This window comes from Nonomuraea sp. NPDC052634 (genome assembly GCF_040678535.1).
In the GTDB taxonomy this organism is placed as follows: domain Bacteria; phylum Actinomycetota; class Actinomycetes; order Streptosporangiales; family Streptosporangiaceae; genus Nonomuraea; species Nonomuraea fastidiosa.
This window is the reverse complement of record NZ_JBFATY010000001.1, coordinates 1,893,706-1,909,850: the sequence shown is the minus strand read 5'-3', so window position 1 is coordinate 1,909,850 and position 16,145 is coordinate 1,893,706. Positions and strand designations below refer to the sequence as shown.

17 protein-coding genes are annotated in these 16,145 nt (G+C 71.2%); 7 read left to right on the top strand and 10 right to left on the bottom strand.

Annotated elements, in window-relative coordinates; genetic code table 11:
• Positions 1 to 15: 15 nt before the first annotated feature.
• On the top strand, positions 16 to 390 hold the full coding sequence (locus AB0K67_RS08565) for an Rv2175c family DNA-binding protein (RefSeq protein WP_364055027.1): 375 nt from the start codon (positions 16 to 18) through the stop codon (positions 388 to 390).
• The gene (gene thiE, locus AB0K67_RS08560) at positions 368 to 1,015 is read left to right on the top strand and encodes a thiamine phosphate synthase (RefSeq protein ID WP_364055024.1); all 648 of its coding nucleotides are present in this window, start codon (positions 368 to 370) and stop codon (positions 1,013 to 1,015) included. The genes AB0K67_RS08565 and thiE overlap by 23 nt, the downstream gene beginning before the upstream one ends.
• Before the next feature lie 283 nt (positions 1,016 to 1,298).
• Here thiE and AB0K67_RS08555 read toward each other — a convergent pair whose 3' ends face one another.
• Positions 1,299 to 2,366 (bottom strand): polyprenyl synthetase family protein, encoded by a 1,068-nt coding sequence (locus tag AB0K67_RS08555; RefSeq protein WP_364055021.1) that lies wholly within the window; start codon positions 2,364 to 2,366, stop codon positions 1,299 to 1,301.
• 147 nt (positions 2,367 to 2,513) lie between these two features.
• On the opposite strand from AB0K67_RS08555, the gene metF reads away from it, so the two are divergent.
• Positions 2,514 to 3,380: a methylenetetrahydrofolate reductase [NAD(P)H] gene (metF, locus tag AB0K67_RS08550; protein ID WP_364055018.1), complete on the top strand. Its 867-nt coding sequence runs from the start codon at positions 2,514 to 2,516 to the stop codon at positions 3,378 to 3,380.
• 179 nt (positions 3,381 to 3,559) lie between these two features.
• Here the strand turns inward: metF and AB0K67_RS08545 are convergent, their stop codons facing one another.
• Positions 3,560 to 4,132: a GNAT family N-acetyltransferase gene (locus tag AB0K67_RS08545; RefSeq protein WP_364055015.1), complete on the bottom strand. Its 573-nt coding sequence runs from the start codon at positions 4,130 to 4,132 to the stop codon at positions 3,560 to 3,562.
• A 10-nt stretch (positions 4,133 to 4,142) separates the two neighbouring features.
• Positions 4,143 to 4,625, bottom strand: a complete 483-nt coding sequence (locus tag AB0K67_RS08540) for a YbaK/EbsC family protein (RefSeq protein ID WP_364055012.1) — start codon at positions 4,623 to 4,625, stop codon at positions 4,143 to 4,145.
• A 99-nt stretch (positions 4,626 to 4,724) separates the two neighbouring features.
• Between AB0K67_RS08540 and AB0K67_RS08535 the strand changes: the two genes are divergently transcribed.
• A complete protein-coding gene (locus AB0K67_RS08535) occupies positions 4,725 to 5,546 on the top strand; it encodes a L,D-transpeptidase family protein (RefSeq protein ID WP_364055009.1) in 822 nt (273 codons plus the stop codon).
• Here the strand turns inward: AB0K67_RS08535 and AB0K67_RS08530 are convergent.
• Together AB0K67_RS08530 and AB0K67_RS08525 are read right to left on the bottom strand one after the other, a co-directional pair.
• On the bottom strand, positions 5,543 to 6,160 hold the full coding sequence (locus AB0K67_RS08530) for a hypothetical protein (protein ID WP_364055006.1): 618 nt from the start codon (positions 6,158 to 6,160) through the stop codon (positions 5,543 to 5,545). The genes AB0K67_RS08535 and AB0K67_RS08530 overlap by 4 nt on opposite strands.
• A gap of 60 nt (positions 6,161 to 6,220) precedes the next feature.
• Positions 6,221 to 6,826: a TetR family transcriptional regulator gene (locus AB0K67_RS08525; RefSeq protein WP_364055003.1), complete on the bottom strand. Its 606-nt coding sequence runs from the start codon at positions 6,824 to 6,826 to the stop codon at positions 6,221 to 6,223.
• 95 nt (positions 6,827 to 6,921) lie between these two features.
• Between AB0K67_RS08525 and AB0K67_RS08520 the strand changes: the two genes are divergently transcribed.
• From AB0K67_RS08520 to AB0K67_RS08510, 3 genes are all read left to right on the top strand, one after another.
• Positions 6,922 to 8,121 carry a cytochrome P450 gene (locus AB0K67_RS08520; RefSeq protein WP_364055000.1) on the top strand — a complete coding sequence of 400 codons (1,200 nt, stop codon included), beginning with the start codon at positions 6,922 to 6,924 and terminating at the stop codon, positions 8,119 to 8,121.
• A 6-nt stretch (positions 8,122 to 8,127) separates the two neighbouring features.
• Positions 8,128 to 8,319, top strand: a complete 192-nt coding sequence (locus AB0K67_RS08515; protein WP_364054997.1) for a ferredoxin — start codon at positions 8,128 to 8,130, stop codon at positions 8,317 to 8,319.
• A 1,039-nt stretch (positions 8,320 to 9,358) separates the two neighbouring features.
• Positions 9,359 to 9,805 carry an SAV_6107 family HEPN domain-containing protein gene (locus AB0K67_RS08510; protein WP_364054994.1) on the top strand — a complete coding sequence of 149 codons (447 nt, stop codon included), beginning with the start codon at positions 9,359 to 9,361 and terminating at the stop codon, positions 9,803 to 9,805.
• Between the two features lie 1,291 nt (positions 9,806 to 11,096).
• Here the strand turns inward: AB0K67_RS08510 and AB0K67_RS08505 are convergent.
• The 5 genes from AB0K67_RS08505 to argF form a co-directional block, all read right to left on the bottom strand.
• The gene (locus tag AB0K67_RS08505) at positions 11,097 to 11,591 is read right to left on the bottom strand and encodes a transcriptional regulator (RefSeq protein ID WP_026214021.1); all 495 of its coding nucleotides are present in this window, start codon (positions 11,589 to 11,591) and stop codon (positions 11,097 to 11,099) included.
• 302 nt (positions 11,592 to 11,893) lie between these two features.
• Positions 11,894 to 12,760 carry a universal stress protein gene (locus AB0K67_RS08500; RefSeq protein WP_364054991.1) on the bottom strand — a complete coding sequence of 289 codons (867 nt, stop codon included), beginning with the start codon at positions 12,758 to 12,760 and terminating at the stop codon, positions 11,894 to 11,896.
• Positions 12,761 to 14,182 carry an amino acid permease gene (locus AB0K67_RS08495; RefSeq protein WP_364054988.1) on the bottom strand — a complete coding sequence of 474 codons (1,422 nt, stop codon included), beginning with the start codon at positions 14,180 to 14,182 and terminating at the stop codon, positions 12,761 to 12,763.
• Between the two features lie 9 nt (positions 14,183 to 14,191).
• Complete coding sequence (locus AB0K67_RS08490; protein ID WP_364054985.1) at positions 14,192 to 15,127, bottom strand: carbamate kinase; 936 nt, start codon at positions 15,125 to 15,127, stop codon at positions 14,192 to 14,194.
• 1 nt (position 15,128) lies between these two features.
• A complete protein-coding gene (gene argF / locus AB0K67_RS08485; protein WP_364054982.1) occupies positions 15,129 to 16,136 on the bottom strand; it encodes an ornithine carbamoyltransferase in 1,008 nt (335 codons plus the stop codon).
• Positions 16,137 to 16,145 lie beyond the last annotated feature (9 nt).

Here is a 16,145-nt window from a genome sequence, read left to right as displayed (position 1 = left end):
GGTAGTTGTGGTTTCGTGACGCTTTCTGTTGCACAGATCGACCGGGAGACCGAGCAGCTCGTCGACGAGTGGCTCACCCTCCCCGAAGTGGCCCAGCGCCTCGAGCTTCCGATCGGCCGGGCCAAGCAACTCCTCAAGGACCACAAGCTGCTCGGCGTGCGCCGCGGCAGCGGCGGGCCGCAGGTGCCCGCGAAGTTCCTCGACGGAAAGGACGTGATGAAGGGCCTGCCCGGCACGCTCACCGTGCTGCAGGACGCCGGTTACGACGACGTCGAGGCGCTTCGCTGGCTCTTCACCCCAGACGACTCGCTGCCGGGGTCGCCCATCGAGGCGATCAGGGCAGGGCGTCACACCGAGGTCAAGCGGCGTGCCCAAGCCCTCGCTTTCTGAGGCCCGCCTCTACCTCTGCACAGACGGCCGCCGCGACCGCGGCGATCTGGCGGAGTTCCTCGACGCCGTGCTGGCGGGCGGTGTGGACATCATCCAGCTGCGGGAGAAGGGTCTCGAGGCGCGCGAAGAACTCGCGCTGCTCGAAGTCTTCCGCGACGCCTGCGACCGGCACGGAAAACTGCTCGCTGTCAACGACCGGGCGGACGTCGCCTACGCCGCCCGGCCCGACGTGCTCCACCTGGGGCAGGACGACCTTCCTGTGACGGTCGCGCGAGAGATACTCGGCGACGACATCGTCATCGGACGGTCCACCCACTCCGCAGCCGAGGCGTCCGCCGCGGCCGTGGAAGAGGGCGTCGACTACTTCTGCTGCGGCCCGATCTGGCCGACCCCCACCAAGCCTGGGCGCCCCGCGCCGGGGCCGCCGCTGCTGCGGCACGCCGCCTCGCTCGGCACCTCGCGTCCTTGGTTCGGGATCGGCGGCATCGACCTGGGCAACCTCGACGAGGTGATGTCGTACGGCGTGAGCCGGGTGGTGGTCGTCCGCGCCATCACCGAAGCCGACGACCCAGGGGCGGCCGCGGCCGAGTTCGCCAAGCGGCTGGCCGCCGGGCCGGCCCGCTGAAACCTCCGAGGCGCCCGCGCTCCCCGCACGGGCGCCTCCCGTCCTTCCCCGGCCCTCCGGGGTCTTTTCCCGGCCTTCCGCGACTCCTCGGCGGTCTTTCCCAGGCCCTGCGACTCCTCGCGGCCCTTCACGTCCTCCGCACCTTTCGCCGGCCCCGACCGCCTTTCCCCGCCCCGTCCGTGACGAGGCTTCGGAGCGTCCGTGACACGGCGGCGCGTGCCGTCCGTGGCACGGGAGCGCTCCCGCGACGAGGCGGCGGTGTCCGTGACGAGGCGGCGCGCGGTCAGGTCTTGCGGGACGTCGCCGCGATCGCCAGCTCGGTCAGCGCCGCACGGGCCTCCGGCGTGACCGGCGCCGCTTCGAGCGCGGTCAGCGCCTGGCCGAGATAGTCGGAGATCAGGTCCTCGCACTCCTGCAGCGCCCCGCTGTCCTCGATGATCGTGCGCAGCTCCGCCACGCCCCGCGCGTCCAGCTCGGGGTCCCCGAGCAGCCGGCGTACGGTGGCGGCCCCGGCGGGGGAGGCGGCGGCGAGGGTGCGCGCCACCAGCATCGTGCGCTTGCCCTCGCGCAGGTCGTCACCGGCCGGCTTGCCCGTCTCCGCCGGGTCGCCGAAGACGCCCAGGATGTCGTCGCGGAGCTGGAAGGCGATGCCGACGCGCTGGCCGTAACCGGTGCACAGCTCGTCCATCCACGGCGTCAGCTCGCGGGCGGCGAGCACCAGGCCGAGCCGCAGCGGCTGCTCGACCGAGTACCTGCCGCTCTTGTAGAGCGCCACCCGCAGCGCCGAGTCGAACGTGTTCTCCCCGGTGGCCTGCTCCAGCAGGTCGAGGTACTGGCCGCACATCAGCTCGCTGCGCATGTGGTCGTGGAGGGGCTGCGCCGCCTCCAGCGCCTCGCGCGGCAGGCCGCAGGTGCGCCACATCTCGCCCGACCAGAGCAGCAGCAGGTTGCCCAGCAGGATCGCCGCGCCCTCGCCGAACTGCCCGGACGAGCCGTGCCAGCCCGCGCTCTCGTGCATCGCCTGGAAGCGGCGGTGCGCCGACGGCATGCCCCTGCGCAGGTCGCTTTTGTCCATCACGTCGTCGTGCACCAGCGCGCTGGCCTGCAGCAGCTCCAGCGAGGCGACGGCGGTGAACACGGCGGGCTCGTCGATGCCGCCCGCGCCGCGCCAGCCCCAGTAGCAGAACGCGGGCCGCAGCCGCTTGCCGCCCGACAGCAGCGCGTCGGCGGCCGTGCGCAACGGCTTGAACTCGGGCTCGCCCCCGGCGGGGAGCTTCTGTTCGACGAACTCCGCGAGCGCGCGCTCCACATGGGCGCGCAGGATCTCCATGCCGGCGGCGTCAGTGGTCATGCCTTGAGCGTAATGGCCGAAAGGGCGCGGTTCGATCTCGGAGGGGCCGCTCTGGCCGGTGCGACAGGAGTTCCACGGGGTAGCCTTATCGTCATGGCTCTTGGTCGACCCTCCGTCCGGCCCGATCGCGTTCCGACGGTCCGCGAAATGCTGGCCTCCGGCGCCAGGTCGTTCTCGTTCGAGTTCTTCCCCCCGAAGACCGACGAGGGCGAGCGGCAGCTCTGGCGCGCGATCAGGGAGCTGGAGTCGCTGCGGCCGACGTTCGTCTCGGTGACGTACGGCGCGGGCGGCTCCACCCGCGACCGCACGGTCGACATCGTGGAGCGCATCGCCCACGACACCACGCTCACGCCGGTGGCCCACTTCACGGCCGTCAACCACTCCGTGCGCGAGCTGCGTCATCTCGTGGGCCGCTTCGCCGACGCCGACGTGCGCAACATCCTGGCCGTGCGCGGCGACCCGCCGGGCGACCCCACCGGCGAGTGGGTGCCCCACCCGGAGGGCGTGATGTACGCCGAAGAGCTGGTGCGCCTGATCCGGCAGTCCGGCGACTTCTGCGTGGGCGTCGCCGCCTTCCCGTACAAGCACCCGCGCTCGCCGTCCATCGAGTCCGACACCGAATACTTCGTGCGCAAGTGCCGGGCCGGTGCCGACTACGCGATCACGCAGATGTTCTTCCAGGCCGACGACTATCTGCGGCTGCGTGACCGGGTGGCGGCCAAGGGGTGCGAGACGCCGATCATCCCGTGCATCATGCCGGTCACCCAGATGAGCACGATCGCCCGCTCCGAGCAGCTGTCGGGGGCGCCGTTCCCGCCCGGCCTCGCCGCCCGCTTCGAGAAGGTCAAGGACGACCCGGCGGCGGTGCGGGCCCTGGGCATCGACCACGGCGCCGAGCTGTGCCAGCGGCTGCTCGACGAGGGCGCGCCCGGCATCCACTTCATCACGTTCAACCGGTCGAGCGCGTCGCGCGAGGTGTTCCAGCGGCTGCAGCCCGCCGGCCTGCCGGCATAAGGCCTACCGGCCTGCCCGCATAAGGGGAGCCCGCCACCCGCCCGCAGGGGGACCGGGCGGGTGACGGGCAGGGGACACTAGACGGTGGGTAAAGTGTCGGCTACTTTCTGTCATCAAAGGTGCCCGTGCGTCATCCCCGGTAAACCTGTGGTCACCTGGTCTCCAGCAGGTCACTCAGATCAGGTGAGCGGGAGGCGGCGGCCCGCGATCGCGTACTCCTCGTGACCGCCGGGGAAGGCGAACTTCGTCAGCAGATCCATGAAGCCCATGCTGGCGTAAAGGTGGCGGGCCGCCGTGGGCTGGTCGTGCGTGGACAGGATGGCCGTACGCTCGCGCCGCCCCGCGCACAGCGTCTTGATCATCCGGCGGCCGATGCCCTTGCCCTGGTAGTCGGGGTGCACGTGGATCTCGGCCAGCTCGAAGGCGTTGCCCATCCAGGCATGCGCGGCCTCCTGGCCGATGCGGTCGGCGAGGCCCCGTACGACGACGTCGTGCCACCACTGGCCGGGCGCGCCGCGGAAGCCGTAGGCGAAGCCCACGATGCGGGGTTCCACATCGCCCCCACCCGGGGATGAATCACGCAACTCCGCGAAATAGCACTGGAAGTAGGGATATGTCGCGTGATTGCGCATGATGGTCTGGCGCCCGGTGATCTGGTCGAGAGGCGGGTTCATGGCCGCCGTGTAGATGTCGATCACCGTGTCCAGCCGCTCGGTGAACTGGGCGGGACCGGCTCCGCGAAACTCGATCACCCGTCGCACACTACTCGACGTCCACCGGTGTGCCCTCGGTGATCCGCACCAGCTCGTCGAACGTCGTCGGGAACACCGTGTGCGGATGCCCCGCGGCCGCCCACACCACCTCGTGCTTGCTCAGCCAGTTGTCCACCAGCGTGCGCACCGGAGACGGATGCCCCACCGGAGCCACGCCGCCGATCGGCTGGCCGGTCGCCGCCCTGACGAACTCCGGCGTGGCCCTGCGCACCCGCTGGACGCCCGCCGTACGGGCGATCAGCTCGGTGTCGACCCGGTGTGCGCCGCTGGTCAGGACGAGCAGGGGAGTGCCGTCGGCGTCGAAGATCAGGCTGTTGGCGATGGCGCCCACCTCGCAGCCCAGCTGGGCCGCGGCAGTGGCGGCCGTGGGGGCCTTCTCCGGCAGGACCACGATCTCGCCGGTCGCGCCCAGCTCGCGTAGCGCTGACTCGACGATGACGGCGTTCGACGGCAACGGCAACTTCTCAGACATGGGGACACTCTAAACAGAATGGCCGCCCGATTACCGATTCATGGTGACTGGTGTATGGTCCCGTGATCTGTTCTGTACGGATTGTGAGAGGTGGTACCTGTGGGGTTTCCACGGCTGCCCGGGGTGGCTGCCCTCCTGACGGCCGGCGCGGTCGCCGTCTCGGGTTGCGGAACGCAGAGCGCATTACGTACGGCCGCCCCGCCCCCGAGCAGCCTCGCGGCCTCCGTCGCGCCGCCCGCGGCGGGGAAGAACGCGCCCGCGGCCGAGCCCGCGGTGGTGGCGCCGCGCAAGACGCTGCGGCTGGGCGCCAAGGGATCGGCGGTCAAGTGGCTGCAGAAGCGGCTGATCGAGCTCGGCTACCGGCCCGGCAAGGTGGACGGCCAGTACGGCACCACGACGCTGGCCGCCGTATGGGCGTTCCAGAAGGTCAACGGGATCAAGCCGACCAGCACCATCGCCCGCCGCACCTGGGAGGCGCTGGAGAGGCCGAGAGCGCCGCGCGTGCTGGTGCCGAACGGCCGGCCGACCCGCGCCGAGGTCGACCTGACCAGGCAGGTGATGACCCTGTACGTGCGCGGCCGGCTCAAGCTGATCAGCCACATCTCGTCGGGCAGCGGCATCCCCTACTGCGAGACCGCCACCTGGCAGGGCAGGAAGCAGCGCTTCTGCGGCTCGGCGGCCACTCCCACCGGTGACTACCGCACGACGTGGCGGGTCGGCGGGTGGCACAGGTCGTACCTGGGCCAGCTGTACAACCCGATCTTCTTCAACGGCGGCATCGCCTTCCACGGCGCGCTGTCGGTACCGCTCTATCCGGCCTCGCACGGGTGCGTGCGCATGCCCATGAACGTCGCGGAGGAGCTGCCCGGCCTGCTCGGCAAAGGCGTGCCGGTGCACGTCAGGGGCAAGTTCCGCCGCTAGGAGCCCATGCCGGGCCCGCCGGGCTGCCGCAGGCTCGGCGGGCTCTCCGGACCCGGGGGACTCGGCGAGCTCTCCGGGGCCTGCTGAGCCTCACGGGCCTTGTGCGCCGCCGCCGCGCGCCTGCCGTCGGTGGCGGCCATGACCATCCCGACGGCCTGCGCCACGCCGCCGATGAGGATCAAATACGCCGCGTACGACTGCCAATCGGGCAGCCCCGACACGAAGCCGGACTGGTCGGTCAGCGCGGCGAGCGCCCTCGCCGGGTTGAGCAGCGCGATGGCGAACGCCAGCGTGTACGGCAGGATCAACAGGCCCGAGACCACCAGCAGCGCCGTGCGGCCCCGTCCCGGGCGGCGTAACAGCAGGCCGATGACCAGATAGGCGAGCGCCACCAGACCGGCGAAGAGCGCCGTCAGCAAGATGATCCGCCACGCGTCGGCGCCCATCGTCGTCATGCCCGAGGCGTCGATCCTGCCGCCCTCCCACTCGGGGTCGGCGATCTGCGCTCGCACCGCCGCGCGGACGCCCAGGTAGCCGGCGCCCGCGTACGCCGCCGCCAGCACGGGACCCAGGGCCAGCAGCACGAGACCGGCCGGTCGTCCCCTGCCCGCCATGCGCTCTCCTTCCCGCTCGTCGGTCCGGGCCTCCGGGAGACAGCTTCTCACCGGATCGCGCTAGCCGAGCGAGCCCAGCCCGGCGATCGTGACATCCCCTGCCCTGCGTACGGCCGCGATGATCTCGTCGATCGGCTTGCCCTCGTCGACGCTCGTCATCACCGTCACCATGATCGCGCCGATCAGCGCGCCGACGGCGGTGCCCGCGTCCTGCAGGCTCAGCCGGTCGGGGAACGCCTCGTGCAGCGCCTTGGCCAGGGTGAGCTGGCTGTCGAGCAGCAGGTGCAGCGCCCGCGCCTGCAGCGACGGCACGGTCAGCACCAGCCGCGCCCGCAGCGCCGCGGCGTCGTACGTGCCGGTGCCGGTGATGACCTGCTCGATGCTGTCCTCGAGGAACTGCCGCAGCAGGTCGGCCACCGTCTGGTCGGGCGTTTTGGCCGCCAGCCGCGTCATCGCCCTGTCGAGCCGCTGCTGGGAGTCGAAGAAGAGCACGTCCTCCTTACTGGCGAAGTAGCTGAAGAACGTGCGCGTGGACACCTCGGCCTCCGCGGCGATCTCCGCAAGCGTCGTCTCCTCGTACCCCTTCTCTTCGAACAACCGCAGCGCCGCCTGGATCAGCGCCTGGCGGGTGCGCTGCTTCTTGCGCTCGCGCAGACCTTCGACCATGGCCGAACTATAGTGCACCGGATTATTCTTTTCACTCGTTGCATTTTTGCACTCGTTGAGGTTTTCTGGAGGGGAGCGAAGGAAAGGAGCCGACCATGACCGAGACGTCCGCGCTGACCTTGTCCATGACCCGCCAGCGTCCGCTCGACCCACCGGACGAGGTCGCCGGCCTGCGCCGGCACGGGGCGATCCACCGCATGAAGTACGCCGACGGCCACCTGGGCTGGCTCGTCACCGGCTACGCCGCCGCCCGCGCCGTGCTCGCCCACCCGCACTTCAGCAACCGCCCGGAGACGCAACACCCGCCGATCGCCTCCACCCGGCTGGAACTCGCTCAACGCGACTTCAAGCTGCCGCCGGGGTTCTTCCTGCGCACGGACGCACCCGAGCACACCCGCTACCGCAAGCTGCTGACCGGGCAGTTCACCGTGCGGCGGATGAAGATGCTCGAACCGCGCATCACCGAGATCACCAACGACTGCATCGACGCCATGGAGGCCAAGGGCGGGCCGGTGGACCTGGTGGAGGAGTTCGCGCTGCCGATCCCGTCACTGGTGATCTGCGAGCTGCTCGGGGTGCCGTACGAGGACAGGGAGACGTTCCAGAGGGAGTCCAGGACGCTCTTCGACCTCGACGCCGGGGCCGACGACGCGGTGGCGGCGCTGGGGCGGATCTGGGCGTACCTGATGGAGCTCATCCAGCGCAAGCGCGAGCAGCCGGCCGACGACCTGCTCAGCGGGCTGGTCCAAAGCGGGGAGCTGAACGACGAGGAGCTCACCGGGGTCGGCGTGCTGCTGCTCGTCGCCGGGCACGAGACGACCGCCAACATGCTCGGGCTGGGCACGTACGCGCTGCTCACCAACCCCGAACAGCTCGCCCTCCTGCGCGACGACCCCTCGCTGGCCGAGAACGCCGTCGAGGAACTGCTGCGCTACCTGACGATCATCCACCTCGGCCCGGTCCGCGCGGCGACCCAGGACGTCGAGATCGAGGGCGTCACGATCAAGGCGGGCGAGGCCGTCACCCTCCACCTGCCCGCCGCCAACCGCGACCCCGCGCGCTTCCCCGACGGCGAGCACCTCGACCTCACCCGGCCCGCCGGCGGCCACCTGACCTTCGGCCACGGCATCCACCAGTGCCTCGGTCAGCAGCTCGCCCGTACGGAGATGCGCATCGCCTACCCTGCGCTGCTGCGGCGGCTGCCTGGCCTACGCTTGGCGGTAACACCCGAGGAGGTGCCGATGCGCTCGAACATGTCGATCTATGGAGTGCACCGCCTCCCTGTCACTTGGTAGGTCACCATGAAAATCAAGGCAGACGAATCGGTGTGCATCGGGGCGGGCATGTGCGCGCTGACGGTGCCCAAGATCTTCGACCAGAGCGAGGACGAAGGCACGGTCGTGCTGTTGCAGGATGTGCCGCCTGCGGATCTGGAGGACGCCGTGCGGCGCGCGGTGACCCTGTGCCCATCGGGAGCCATCTCGATCGAGTGAGGCCCCGGGCGGGCCCCGGATGTCGGCTCGGCGCCGCTATGCGAAGGCGCGGATCTCGGTTGCCGCTCTCGTGGGCGCGGATCATCGGTCGGGCACCGCTGGGCGGACGCGGATCGATTGGACGCCGCGGGAGGGGGCCGTGGATCGGTTGGACGCCGCGGGAGGGGGCCGTGGGTCGGTTGGATGCCGTGTGAGCGGGCCGTGGGTCGGTTGGACGCCGTGTGAGCGGGCGCGGGCGCCGCTACGCGGGCGTGGACGCTGGCGCAGCGCCGCTTCACGGGCCTGCCGTTGCACGGACCTTCCCGCTCCGCCCTGACGGCCCGACCGGCTGCGGCGCCACGTTCGCATGTGCGCCGCGCTGGACGCGGCCGGTCGCTTGGCGTGCGTGACGTGCGGGGCTGGTCCGGAGAGTGCGCGCCGGGCGGGGATGAGGCTTGTTCTTGGCTCGGGTGTCGCCGGGGTGGCCAGTCGCCTGGCGCGCGTGTCGCACGGGTGCTGCTCCTCGGAGCGCGTGCCACAGGGAACTTGACCGCTCCGGGGTCCTCACAGCCTCGGGCGCCGCGCGCCGCGGCCGTGACGCCGTCATCGCCGTCACGTCGACACCACCACACCGCCGCCGTCACCACGGCGGCGGCTTTTTCCTGCGGACGCGCGTTTTCGAGCGGGTACGCGCCCTCCACGTCTTCGTGCGGGTACGCATCCGTCACTTCAAGGTCATCGAACCTTTGTTCGCGAACCGGTTGACAACGTGGCGTGATCGAAATTATGTTCGACCTAGTGACGGTGAGGCTCGCGGCTCAACGTCACACGGGCCTGGTCGCGGACGTCGCTACCCCAGCGAGCCCCCCGCGGCCAGGCTCCCTGGGCGAAGGGCACGTCCTCGTCGTCGGCGGAGGCGAGTGGGCGTGTCCTGGCCGGACGGGGAGAGGGGAAGCTCCTCGTCCGGCCGGCCCGGCGGAAATGTCGGTGGCGTCTGCGATTGTTGTCACCACCGGCGGAGACGCCGGCGCCGCCCACGACTCCAAAGGAGGCGCGCAAGATGGCACCACGGCCTAGAGAAACGCCCGGGCCCCGGCTGTCGCCTGCGGTTCGGGCACACCTGACCGATTCCCGTTCCTGCCTGGCGGAGGCGAGCGCCGCTCGCACCCCGGCATCGCGCTACGTCGCCGCCCACCTGGCGGCGCTGCGCGCGGCGGCGGCGATCCTGGCCGCCCATCCCCGGCCCATGGAGGGCCGCAGGCGGCGCCTGCGCAGCGCGTGGGAGCAGCTTCCCGAGGTCGAGCCCGAGCTGGCCGAGTGGGCCGCCTACTTCACGACGACCGCCGCCAAGCGCGCCGCCGCCGAGGCGGGCATGGTGCGGCGGGTCAGCCAGGCCGACGCCGACGAGATCCTCGCCGAGGCCGAGACCTTCGTCTGCACGGTCGAAGACCTGCTCGGCGTACCGGGCCAGCCCCAATTGCCAGTGGACGTCCCACTGGCGGGCTGACCCCTCCTCACCGGCCCCTCCCACCCGGGCCGGACTGATGTCATCCCGCCACGGCGGCCGACCTAACCGCGCCACGGGAGACGAACTTCCCCCGCCCACGGCGTACCTGGTCCGTCGGCGCAGCGGCAGCCCCGGCGCACTCCCGCGAAGGCGAACGGGTCGCCGGACAAGTTACTGTAGCCACGGTGGCCCGGGTTCGGTCGCGCTACGGCAGTTCCAGTTCAGTTGCGCTGCGGCAGCCCCGCCGGCCTCAATGCGGGCATGGGATTCCGTCGCAGGAGCCTCGACGTTGCTCCACCGCCAACGACGTGCTCTTCTGTGGTGCGGGCGGCCTGTCCGGAGGAGTATTGCGGCGGGTTTCGCCGTCTAGGGCATCTGACGGCGCCTCGCGCCGATGATGGTTCCTCCGAGCGGGGATTTCCGCCCGGATCTTCGGGCTGGTTGCACTGCGGCAGCCCCGGCCGGCCCTGCTACGGCGGACGGGCTACGGGCTTCTGTCACGGGGAAGCCGACGTCACCTCGCCGACGACGATGCGCGTCTGTCCTGCGGCGACTTGGGCGGACGGCGCGGCGTAGAGCGAGTTCCTGCCGTCGCGGCGACCGGATCGGATGGCGCGCCGTAGGGACGTTCTTGCCGTTGCGGTGTCTTCTTCCGCCTTCCACGCCGGAGACGGATCCTTTTCGCCGCAGGCGAGGCGCATGGGGAGGAGCTTGCTCGGCTTGTACGGTCGGCTGCCAGGCCGGCTCGGCCGCCATGGCTCGCTCTGTTTGCGGCTCTCCACCCCGCGAAGCCCGCCCGCCTCTTCATGTGACCTCGGCACGTCGCCGTTGTGCGCGGCGGGCGGTCGCCCGGCGGGTGCGGGCGGTGGCGGCCGGGGTTCGTCGCGAGTTGGGCCTGGTCGTGCAGGCGGTCAGGGGGTGGCGGTCCACTCGAAGAGCGGTCGCCGGCTCTTCGTCCGCCGGTGCCGGTTTTTCCTTGTGGGTCTTGCCGGGTGCGTGGGCGGTGACCGGTCACACCGGCCCTTCGCGGGCCTCCGTGGGCGCTGGCGGGCGTTCACGGCCGGCCCAGCCCTTCAACGCCATCCCTGGGGTGCGCGAGCCCTGCGGCGTTCTGGGCGCGTCAGATCGTGCTGAAGGCCCGCCGCGGGACGGCGAGCCTTCAGTGAGCGGGTGACCTCGCAAGCGGTGCCCCCGCGATGCCCGGCCGATAAGACCGGGGACCGTCAGGCCCGAGGGAGACAGCCTCGGAAGCCGTACGGGCCCCGGCGCCGGTCCGGGGACCGCGGAGGGCTCAGAACGACTCGACGGCCCTGCGGGCCTCGGCGTCGAGAACGCCCCAGCTGATGAGCTCCTCGGTCAGCTCGCTCGGCGACTTGTCGTAGATCACCGCCAGGGAGCGCAGGTCCTCCTGGCGGATCGACAGCACCTTGCCGTTGTAGTCACCGCGCTGGCTCTGGATGGTGGCGGCGTAGCGGGCGAGCGCGCCGGCCTTCTCCTTCGGCAGCGTGGCGAGGCGCTCCAGGTCGATCACAAGCTTGGGCGTCGGCCCGAGCGGGCTGGGGGCGGCACCGCCCGGCAGCAGCTCGGAGACGGGCACCCCGTAGAAGTCGGCAAGCTCGGCAAGCTTCTGCACGGTCACAGCGCGGTCGCCACGCTCGTACGACCCCACGACGACGGCTTTCCACCGGCCACGAGACTTCTCTTCGACTCCATGCAGGGACAGGCCCTGCTGGGTGCGGATGGCGCGGAGTCGTGCACCCAGCGACTTTGCGTACTCAGACGGCATGGTGTGGCCCCCCGGCTCTCGTATGTATCGCTCTCAGTAGATTGTGCTCCCTTGCGGCGTATGCCCGGGCCACCGGGGGGTCTGGTGCCGGGCTCGGCACCATCGGTAGCCATGGCCCTGGGTTTACCCCAGAACGCCGCGCGGTGTGGTTACGCACAGTGACGGTAAAGGGGTGGGCGCCTGAGGTCAAGCTGATTGGAAAAAAGATGCCGAATCCGGTCCGGTAGGGATCGCCACAATCGCCCCTCATGTCGCGCTGGTAACAGTACTTCGTCAGAGTTTGACGAGGAATCGACACCAGGTCAGGGTTGCCTGGTCAAGATCATGACGGGACGGGTGGCGGCCTTGAGGATCTTGATTGAGGTGTCGCCGAGAAAGACCCTTCTGAGTGGCCCGGTGTCGCTGGAAGCGCATATGATCATCTCGCCGGGCAGCCACGAGGCCGCGCCCAGCGCCTGCGCCACGTTGCGGCCCTCCAGCACCTCGACCTCCACGGGGGAGCGTCGCCGCTGGCCGCGCGCCGCCGCGCGCAGGTCGGCCGCGGCCTGGTCGCGCAGGCGTACGAGCATCTCTTCCTCGATCCTCGCCCGCCTGCCGCTGCTGAGCACGAGCGTGACCAGGCGCAGCGGCACGTCCAGCGTGGCCGCCGTCCTGGCCGCGACCTTGACCGCCTGGTCGCAGCCGGGGCCGCGCCGGTAGGCGAGCGTCACCCGGTCGAAGGCGGCAGGGGGCGCGTCGGCGAAGCCGCGCGGCGCGAGCATGACGGGGACGGAGGAGGAGTGCAGCAACTGGTCGGCGGTGCTGCCCAGGCTGATGCGGCCCTTGCCGCCGCCCGGGGCCGGGCCGATCACCACGACGTCGGCGCCGCGCCTGCGCGCCAGCTCCACCAGGCCGCGCCCGCTGCCGCGATGGGCGGTCACCACGTAGTCGGCGTCCTCGCCGGCCAGCTCGCGGGCCTGGGCGAGCGCGGTGTCGGCCTGTTCGCGCAGGTACGCCAGCCACGCGCTCTCCTCGGCCCGCGCGGGCCCCGGCGTGGTCACCGCGGGCGGCCGCACGTACGCGACCGACAGCCTGGCGTGCGCCTGCCGCTTGAGCAGCACGGCCAGCGCGAGCCCGTCGTTCCCGCGGGGACCCGGCATGTATCCGGCCAGCACGTCGTCGAGCTTCATTCAGGACACCTCGGCATTCAGCCGCGAATGGCCATAGCCGTACAGGAAGTAACAGATCAGGCCGACGAGCATCCACAGCGCGAAGGCCAGCCACGTCACGCCCGCCAGCCCCGCCATGACGACGACGCACAGGATCGCGCCGATCACCGGCGTGGCGGGGAACAGCGGCGTCTTGAAGCTGCGCGGCAGCTCGGGGCTGCGGTAGCGGAGCACGAGCACGCCGACGTTGACGATGGCGAAGGCGAACAGCGTGCCGATGCTGGTCGCCTCGGCGAGCTGCCCGAGCGGCACCAGCCCGGCCAGCAGGGAGATGAACGCGGCCACGATGAGCGTGTTGAGCACCGGCACCTGGCGGCGCGGGTTCACCCGCTGGAAGACGCGCGGGATCAGGCCGTCGCGCGACATCGCGAACAGGATGCGGGTCTGGCCGTAGATGACGGTCAGCACGACGCTGGCGATCGCGATGACCGCGCCGAACGAGACGATCAGCCCCGGCCAGGTGGCGCCCAACGCCAGATCGGCGATGTGCGACAGGCTCGCCTCGGTGCCCTCGGGGTCGAAGTCCTGCCACGGCATCGCCCCGATCGCGGCCAGGGCCACCGCCACGTACACGATGGTCACGATGAGCAGTGACAGCAGGATCGCGAGCGGCAGGTCGCGCTTGGGGTTCTTGGCCTCCTCACCTGCGGTGGACGCGGCGTCGAAGCCGATGTAGGAGAAGAACACCTGCGAGGCCGCGGCCGTGATGCCGGCCAGCCCCATGGGCGCGAACGGCGCGAGGTTGCCCGAGTCGAAAGCGGTGAACGCCACCGCGCAGAAGAACGCCAGCACCGCGACCTTGATGAGCACGAAGACGGCGTTGGCGGTGGCGCTCTCGGACGCGCCGTACAGCAGCAGCCAGGTGGCCAGCAGCACGATGACGATGGCGGTGACGTTCACCACACCGCCGTCCTGGCCGGGGGAGCGGGTGATCGCGTCGGGCAGCGCGAACCCGAACGCCGAGTCCAGGAACGCGTTGAGGTACTCGCCCCAGCCGACCGCCACGGCCGCCACGGAGACCGCGTACTCCAGCATCAGGCACCAGCCGCAGATCCAGGCCACCAGCTCGCCCAGCGTCGCGTACGCGTACGAGTAGGACGAGCCGGCCACCGGGATCGTCCCGGCCAGCTCGGCGTACGACAGCGCGGAGAACAGCGCCGTGACCGCCGCGAGCACGAACGACAGCACCACCGCGGGCCCCGCCTTGGGCACCGCCTGCCCGAGGATCACGAAGATCCCCGTGCCGAGTGTGGCGCCCACGCTGAACAGCGTGAGCTGCCACAGCGACATCGTGCGGCGCAGCTCGCCGCCCTCGCCGTGACCGCCCTCGGCCACGATGCGACCTGTCGGCTTCGTACGCAGAAGCCGTCGGGCCAGTGTCACGCGCGCCCCCTACAGCGTGCTCGTCAGCGGCCACCTGCCGTTGGGCGTCACGATCGTTCCCGCCGTGCCGTCGAGTATGCGTTGTGCCTGGTCAAGTCTGCCGATCGCGGCCATGTCGCCGGTCGTCTCGACGAAGCGGCAGACCGCCTCGACCTTCGGCCCCATGGACCCGGCGGGGAAGTCGAGCGCGCGCAGCTCGTGGGGCGTGGTGTGGCGGATCGGGCTCTCGGCCGGCGTGCCGAAGCCGCGCAGGACGTGCGGCACGTCGGTCAGCGCGAGAAAGGCGTCGCAGTCGAGCGCCTCGGCCAGCAGCGCGGTCGTCAGGTCCTTGTCGACGACCGCCTCGACGCCGGTCAGCCGGCCGCGCTCGTCGCGCACGACGGGGATGCCGCCGCCGCCCGCGCACACCACGATCACGCCTTCGCCCATCATCCGCCGGATCAGCCGCGTCTCCACCACGCGCTGCGGGGCGGGTGAGGGCACGACGCGCCGCCACTGCCCGCCGTCCTGCTTGACGGTCCAGCCGTGCTCGGCGGCCAGCTTCTCGGCCTCCTCGCGGTCGTAGGCCCGCCCGACGAACTTGGAGGGCGCCGCGAACGCCGGATCGACGGCCGACACCAGGGTCTGCGTCACCATGGCGAGCACCTGGCGGCCGGGCAGCGCGTTCTGCAGCGCCTGCTGGATCCAGTAGCCGAGCAGGCCCTGCGTCTGCGCCCCCAGCGCGTCGAACGGATAAGGACGGCTCAGCCCTGGGTCGGAGGCGCTCTGCACGGCCAGCATCCCCACCTGCGGCCCGTTGCCGTGGGTGATGACCAGCTCGTGCCGCCCGGCCAGCCCGGCCAGCGTCCTGACCGCGGTGCGGACGTTGGCGAGCTGCGTGGAGGCGTCGGGACGCTCGTCGCGCCGCAGCACCGCGTTGCCGCCGAGCGCCACGATGACCCGCATCTCAGCGGCTCCCCAGCGTCGCGACCATGACGGCCTTGACCGCGTGCAGCCGGTTCTCGGCCTGGTCGAAGACGATCGAGCGGGGCGAGTCGAAGACGGCGCCGGTCACCTCCAGCGCGTCGAGTCCGGTCCTGTCGAAGATCTCCCTGCCGATCCTGGTGCGCCGGTCGTGGAAGGCCGGCAGGCAGTGCATGAACCGCACCGACGGGTTGCCCGTCGCCCGCACCACGGCGTCGTTCACCTGGTACGGCAGCAGCAGCTTGATCCGCTCGTCCCACACCTCGGCGGGCTCGCCCAGCGACACCCACACGTCGGTGTAGAGGAAGTCCACGCCCTTGACGCCCTCGATCACGTCGTCGGTGACCGTGATCCGCGCGCCCGTCGCCGCGGCCAGCTCCTCGGCCGGGCCCACGGCGAGCCCGGCGTCGGGCCACAGCGCCTTGGGGGCGACCACCCGCACGTCCATGCCGAACATCGCGCCCGTCACCAGCAGCGAGTGCCCCATGTTGTTGCGCCCGTCGCCCAGGTAGGCGAACGACACCTCGCGCAGCGGCCGGCCGGCGTGCTCCTTCATGGTCAGCACGTCGGCCAGCGTCTGCGTCGGATGCCAGGAGTCGCTCAGCCCGTTCCACACCGGCACTCCGGCCAGCGCCGCCAGCTCCTCGACGTCGGCGTGGTCGCCGCCGCGATACTCGATGCCGTCGTACATCCGGCCCAGCACCCGCGCGGTGTCGGCGACCGACTCCTTGTGCCCGAGCTGCGAGTCGCCGGGGCCCAGGTAGGTGGTGTGCGCGCCCTGCTCGTACGCCGCCACCTCGAAGGCGCAGCGCGTACGCGTCGAGGTCTTGCCGAAGACCAGCGCCACGGCGCGGCCGGTGAGCCGCGGCCGCTCGGTGCCGGCGCGTCGCTCGGCCTTCAGCTCGGCCGCCAGCTCCACCAGGTGGCCGAGCTCGCCCGGTGTGAAGTCGAGCTCTTTGATGAAGCTGCGGTTGCGCAGGTCGAATGCCATCGGTCGGTG

Bases quoted from the DNA above. Each gene is read 5' to 3' on its own strand.
- AB0K67_RS08510 (WP_364054994.1), top strand. From the start codon at position 9,359: ATGGCACCACGGCCTAGAGAAACGCCCGGGCCCCGGCTGTCGCCTGCG.
- AB0K67_RS08540 (WP_364055012.1), bottom strand. From the start codon at position 4,625: ATGTCTGAGAAGTTGCCGTTGCCGTCGAACGCCGTCATCGTCGAGTCA.
- AB0K67_RS08530 (WP_364055006.1), bottom strand. From the start codon at position 6,160: ATGGCGGGCAGGGGACGACCGGCCGGTCTCGTGCTGCTGGCCCTGGGT.
- metF (WP_364055018.1), top strand. From the start codon at position 2,514: ATGCTGGCCTCCGGCGCCAGGTCGTTCTCGTTCGAGTTCTTCCCCCCG.
- argF (WP_364054982.1), bottom strand. From the start codon at position 16,136: ATGGCATTCGACCTGCGCAACCGCAGCTTCATCAAAGAGCTCGACTTC.
- AB0K67_RS08500 (WP_364054991.1), bottom strand. From the start codon at position 12,760: ATGAAGCTCGACGACGTGCTGGCCGGATACATGCCGGGTCCCCGCGGG.
- AB0K67_RS08555 (WP_364055021.1), bottom strand. From the start codon at position 2,366: ATGACCACTGACGCCGCCGGCATGGAGATCCTGCGCGCCCATGTGGAG.
- AB0K67_RS08525 (WP_364055003.1), bottom strand. From the start codon at position 6,826: ATGGTCGAAGGTCTGCGCGAGCGCAAGAAGCAGCGCACCCGCCAGGCG.
- AB0K67_RS08490 (WP_364054985.1), bottom strand. From the start codon at position 15,127: ATGCGGGTCATCGTGGCGCTCGGCGGCAACGCGGTGCTGCGGCGCGAC.
- AB0K67_RS08505 (WP_026214021.1), bottom strand. From the start codon at position 11,591: ATGCCGTCTGAGTACGCAAAGTCGCTGGGTGCACGACTCCGCGCCATC.
- AB0K67_RS08520 (WP_364055000.1), top strand. From the start codon at position 6,922: ATGACCGAGACGTCCGCGCTGACCTTGTCCATGACCCGCCAGCGTCCG.
- AB0K67_RS08515 (WP_364054997.1), top strand. From the start codon at position 8,128: ATGAAAATCAAGGCAGACGAATCGGTGTGCATCGGGGCGGGCATGTGC.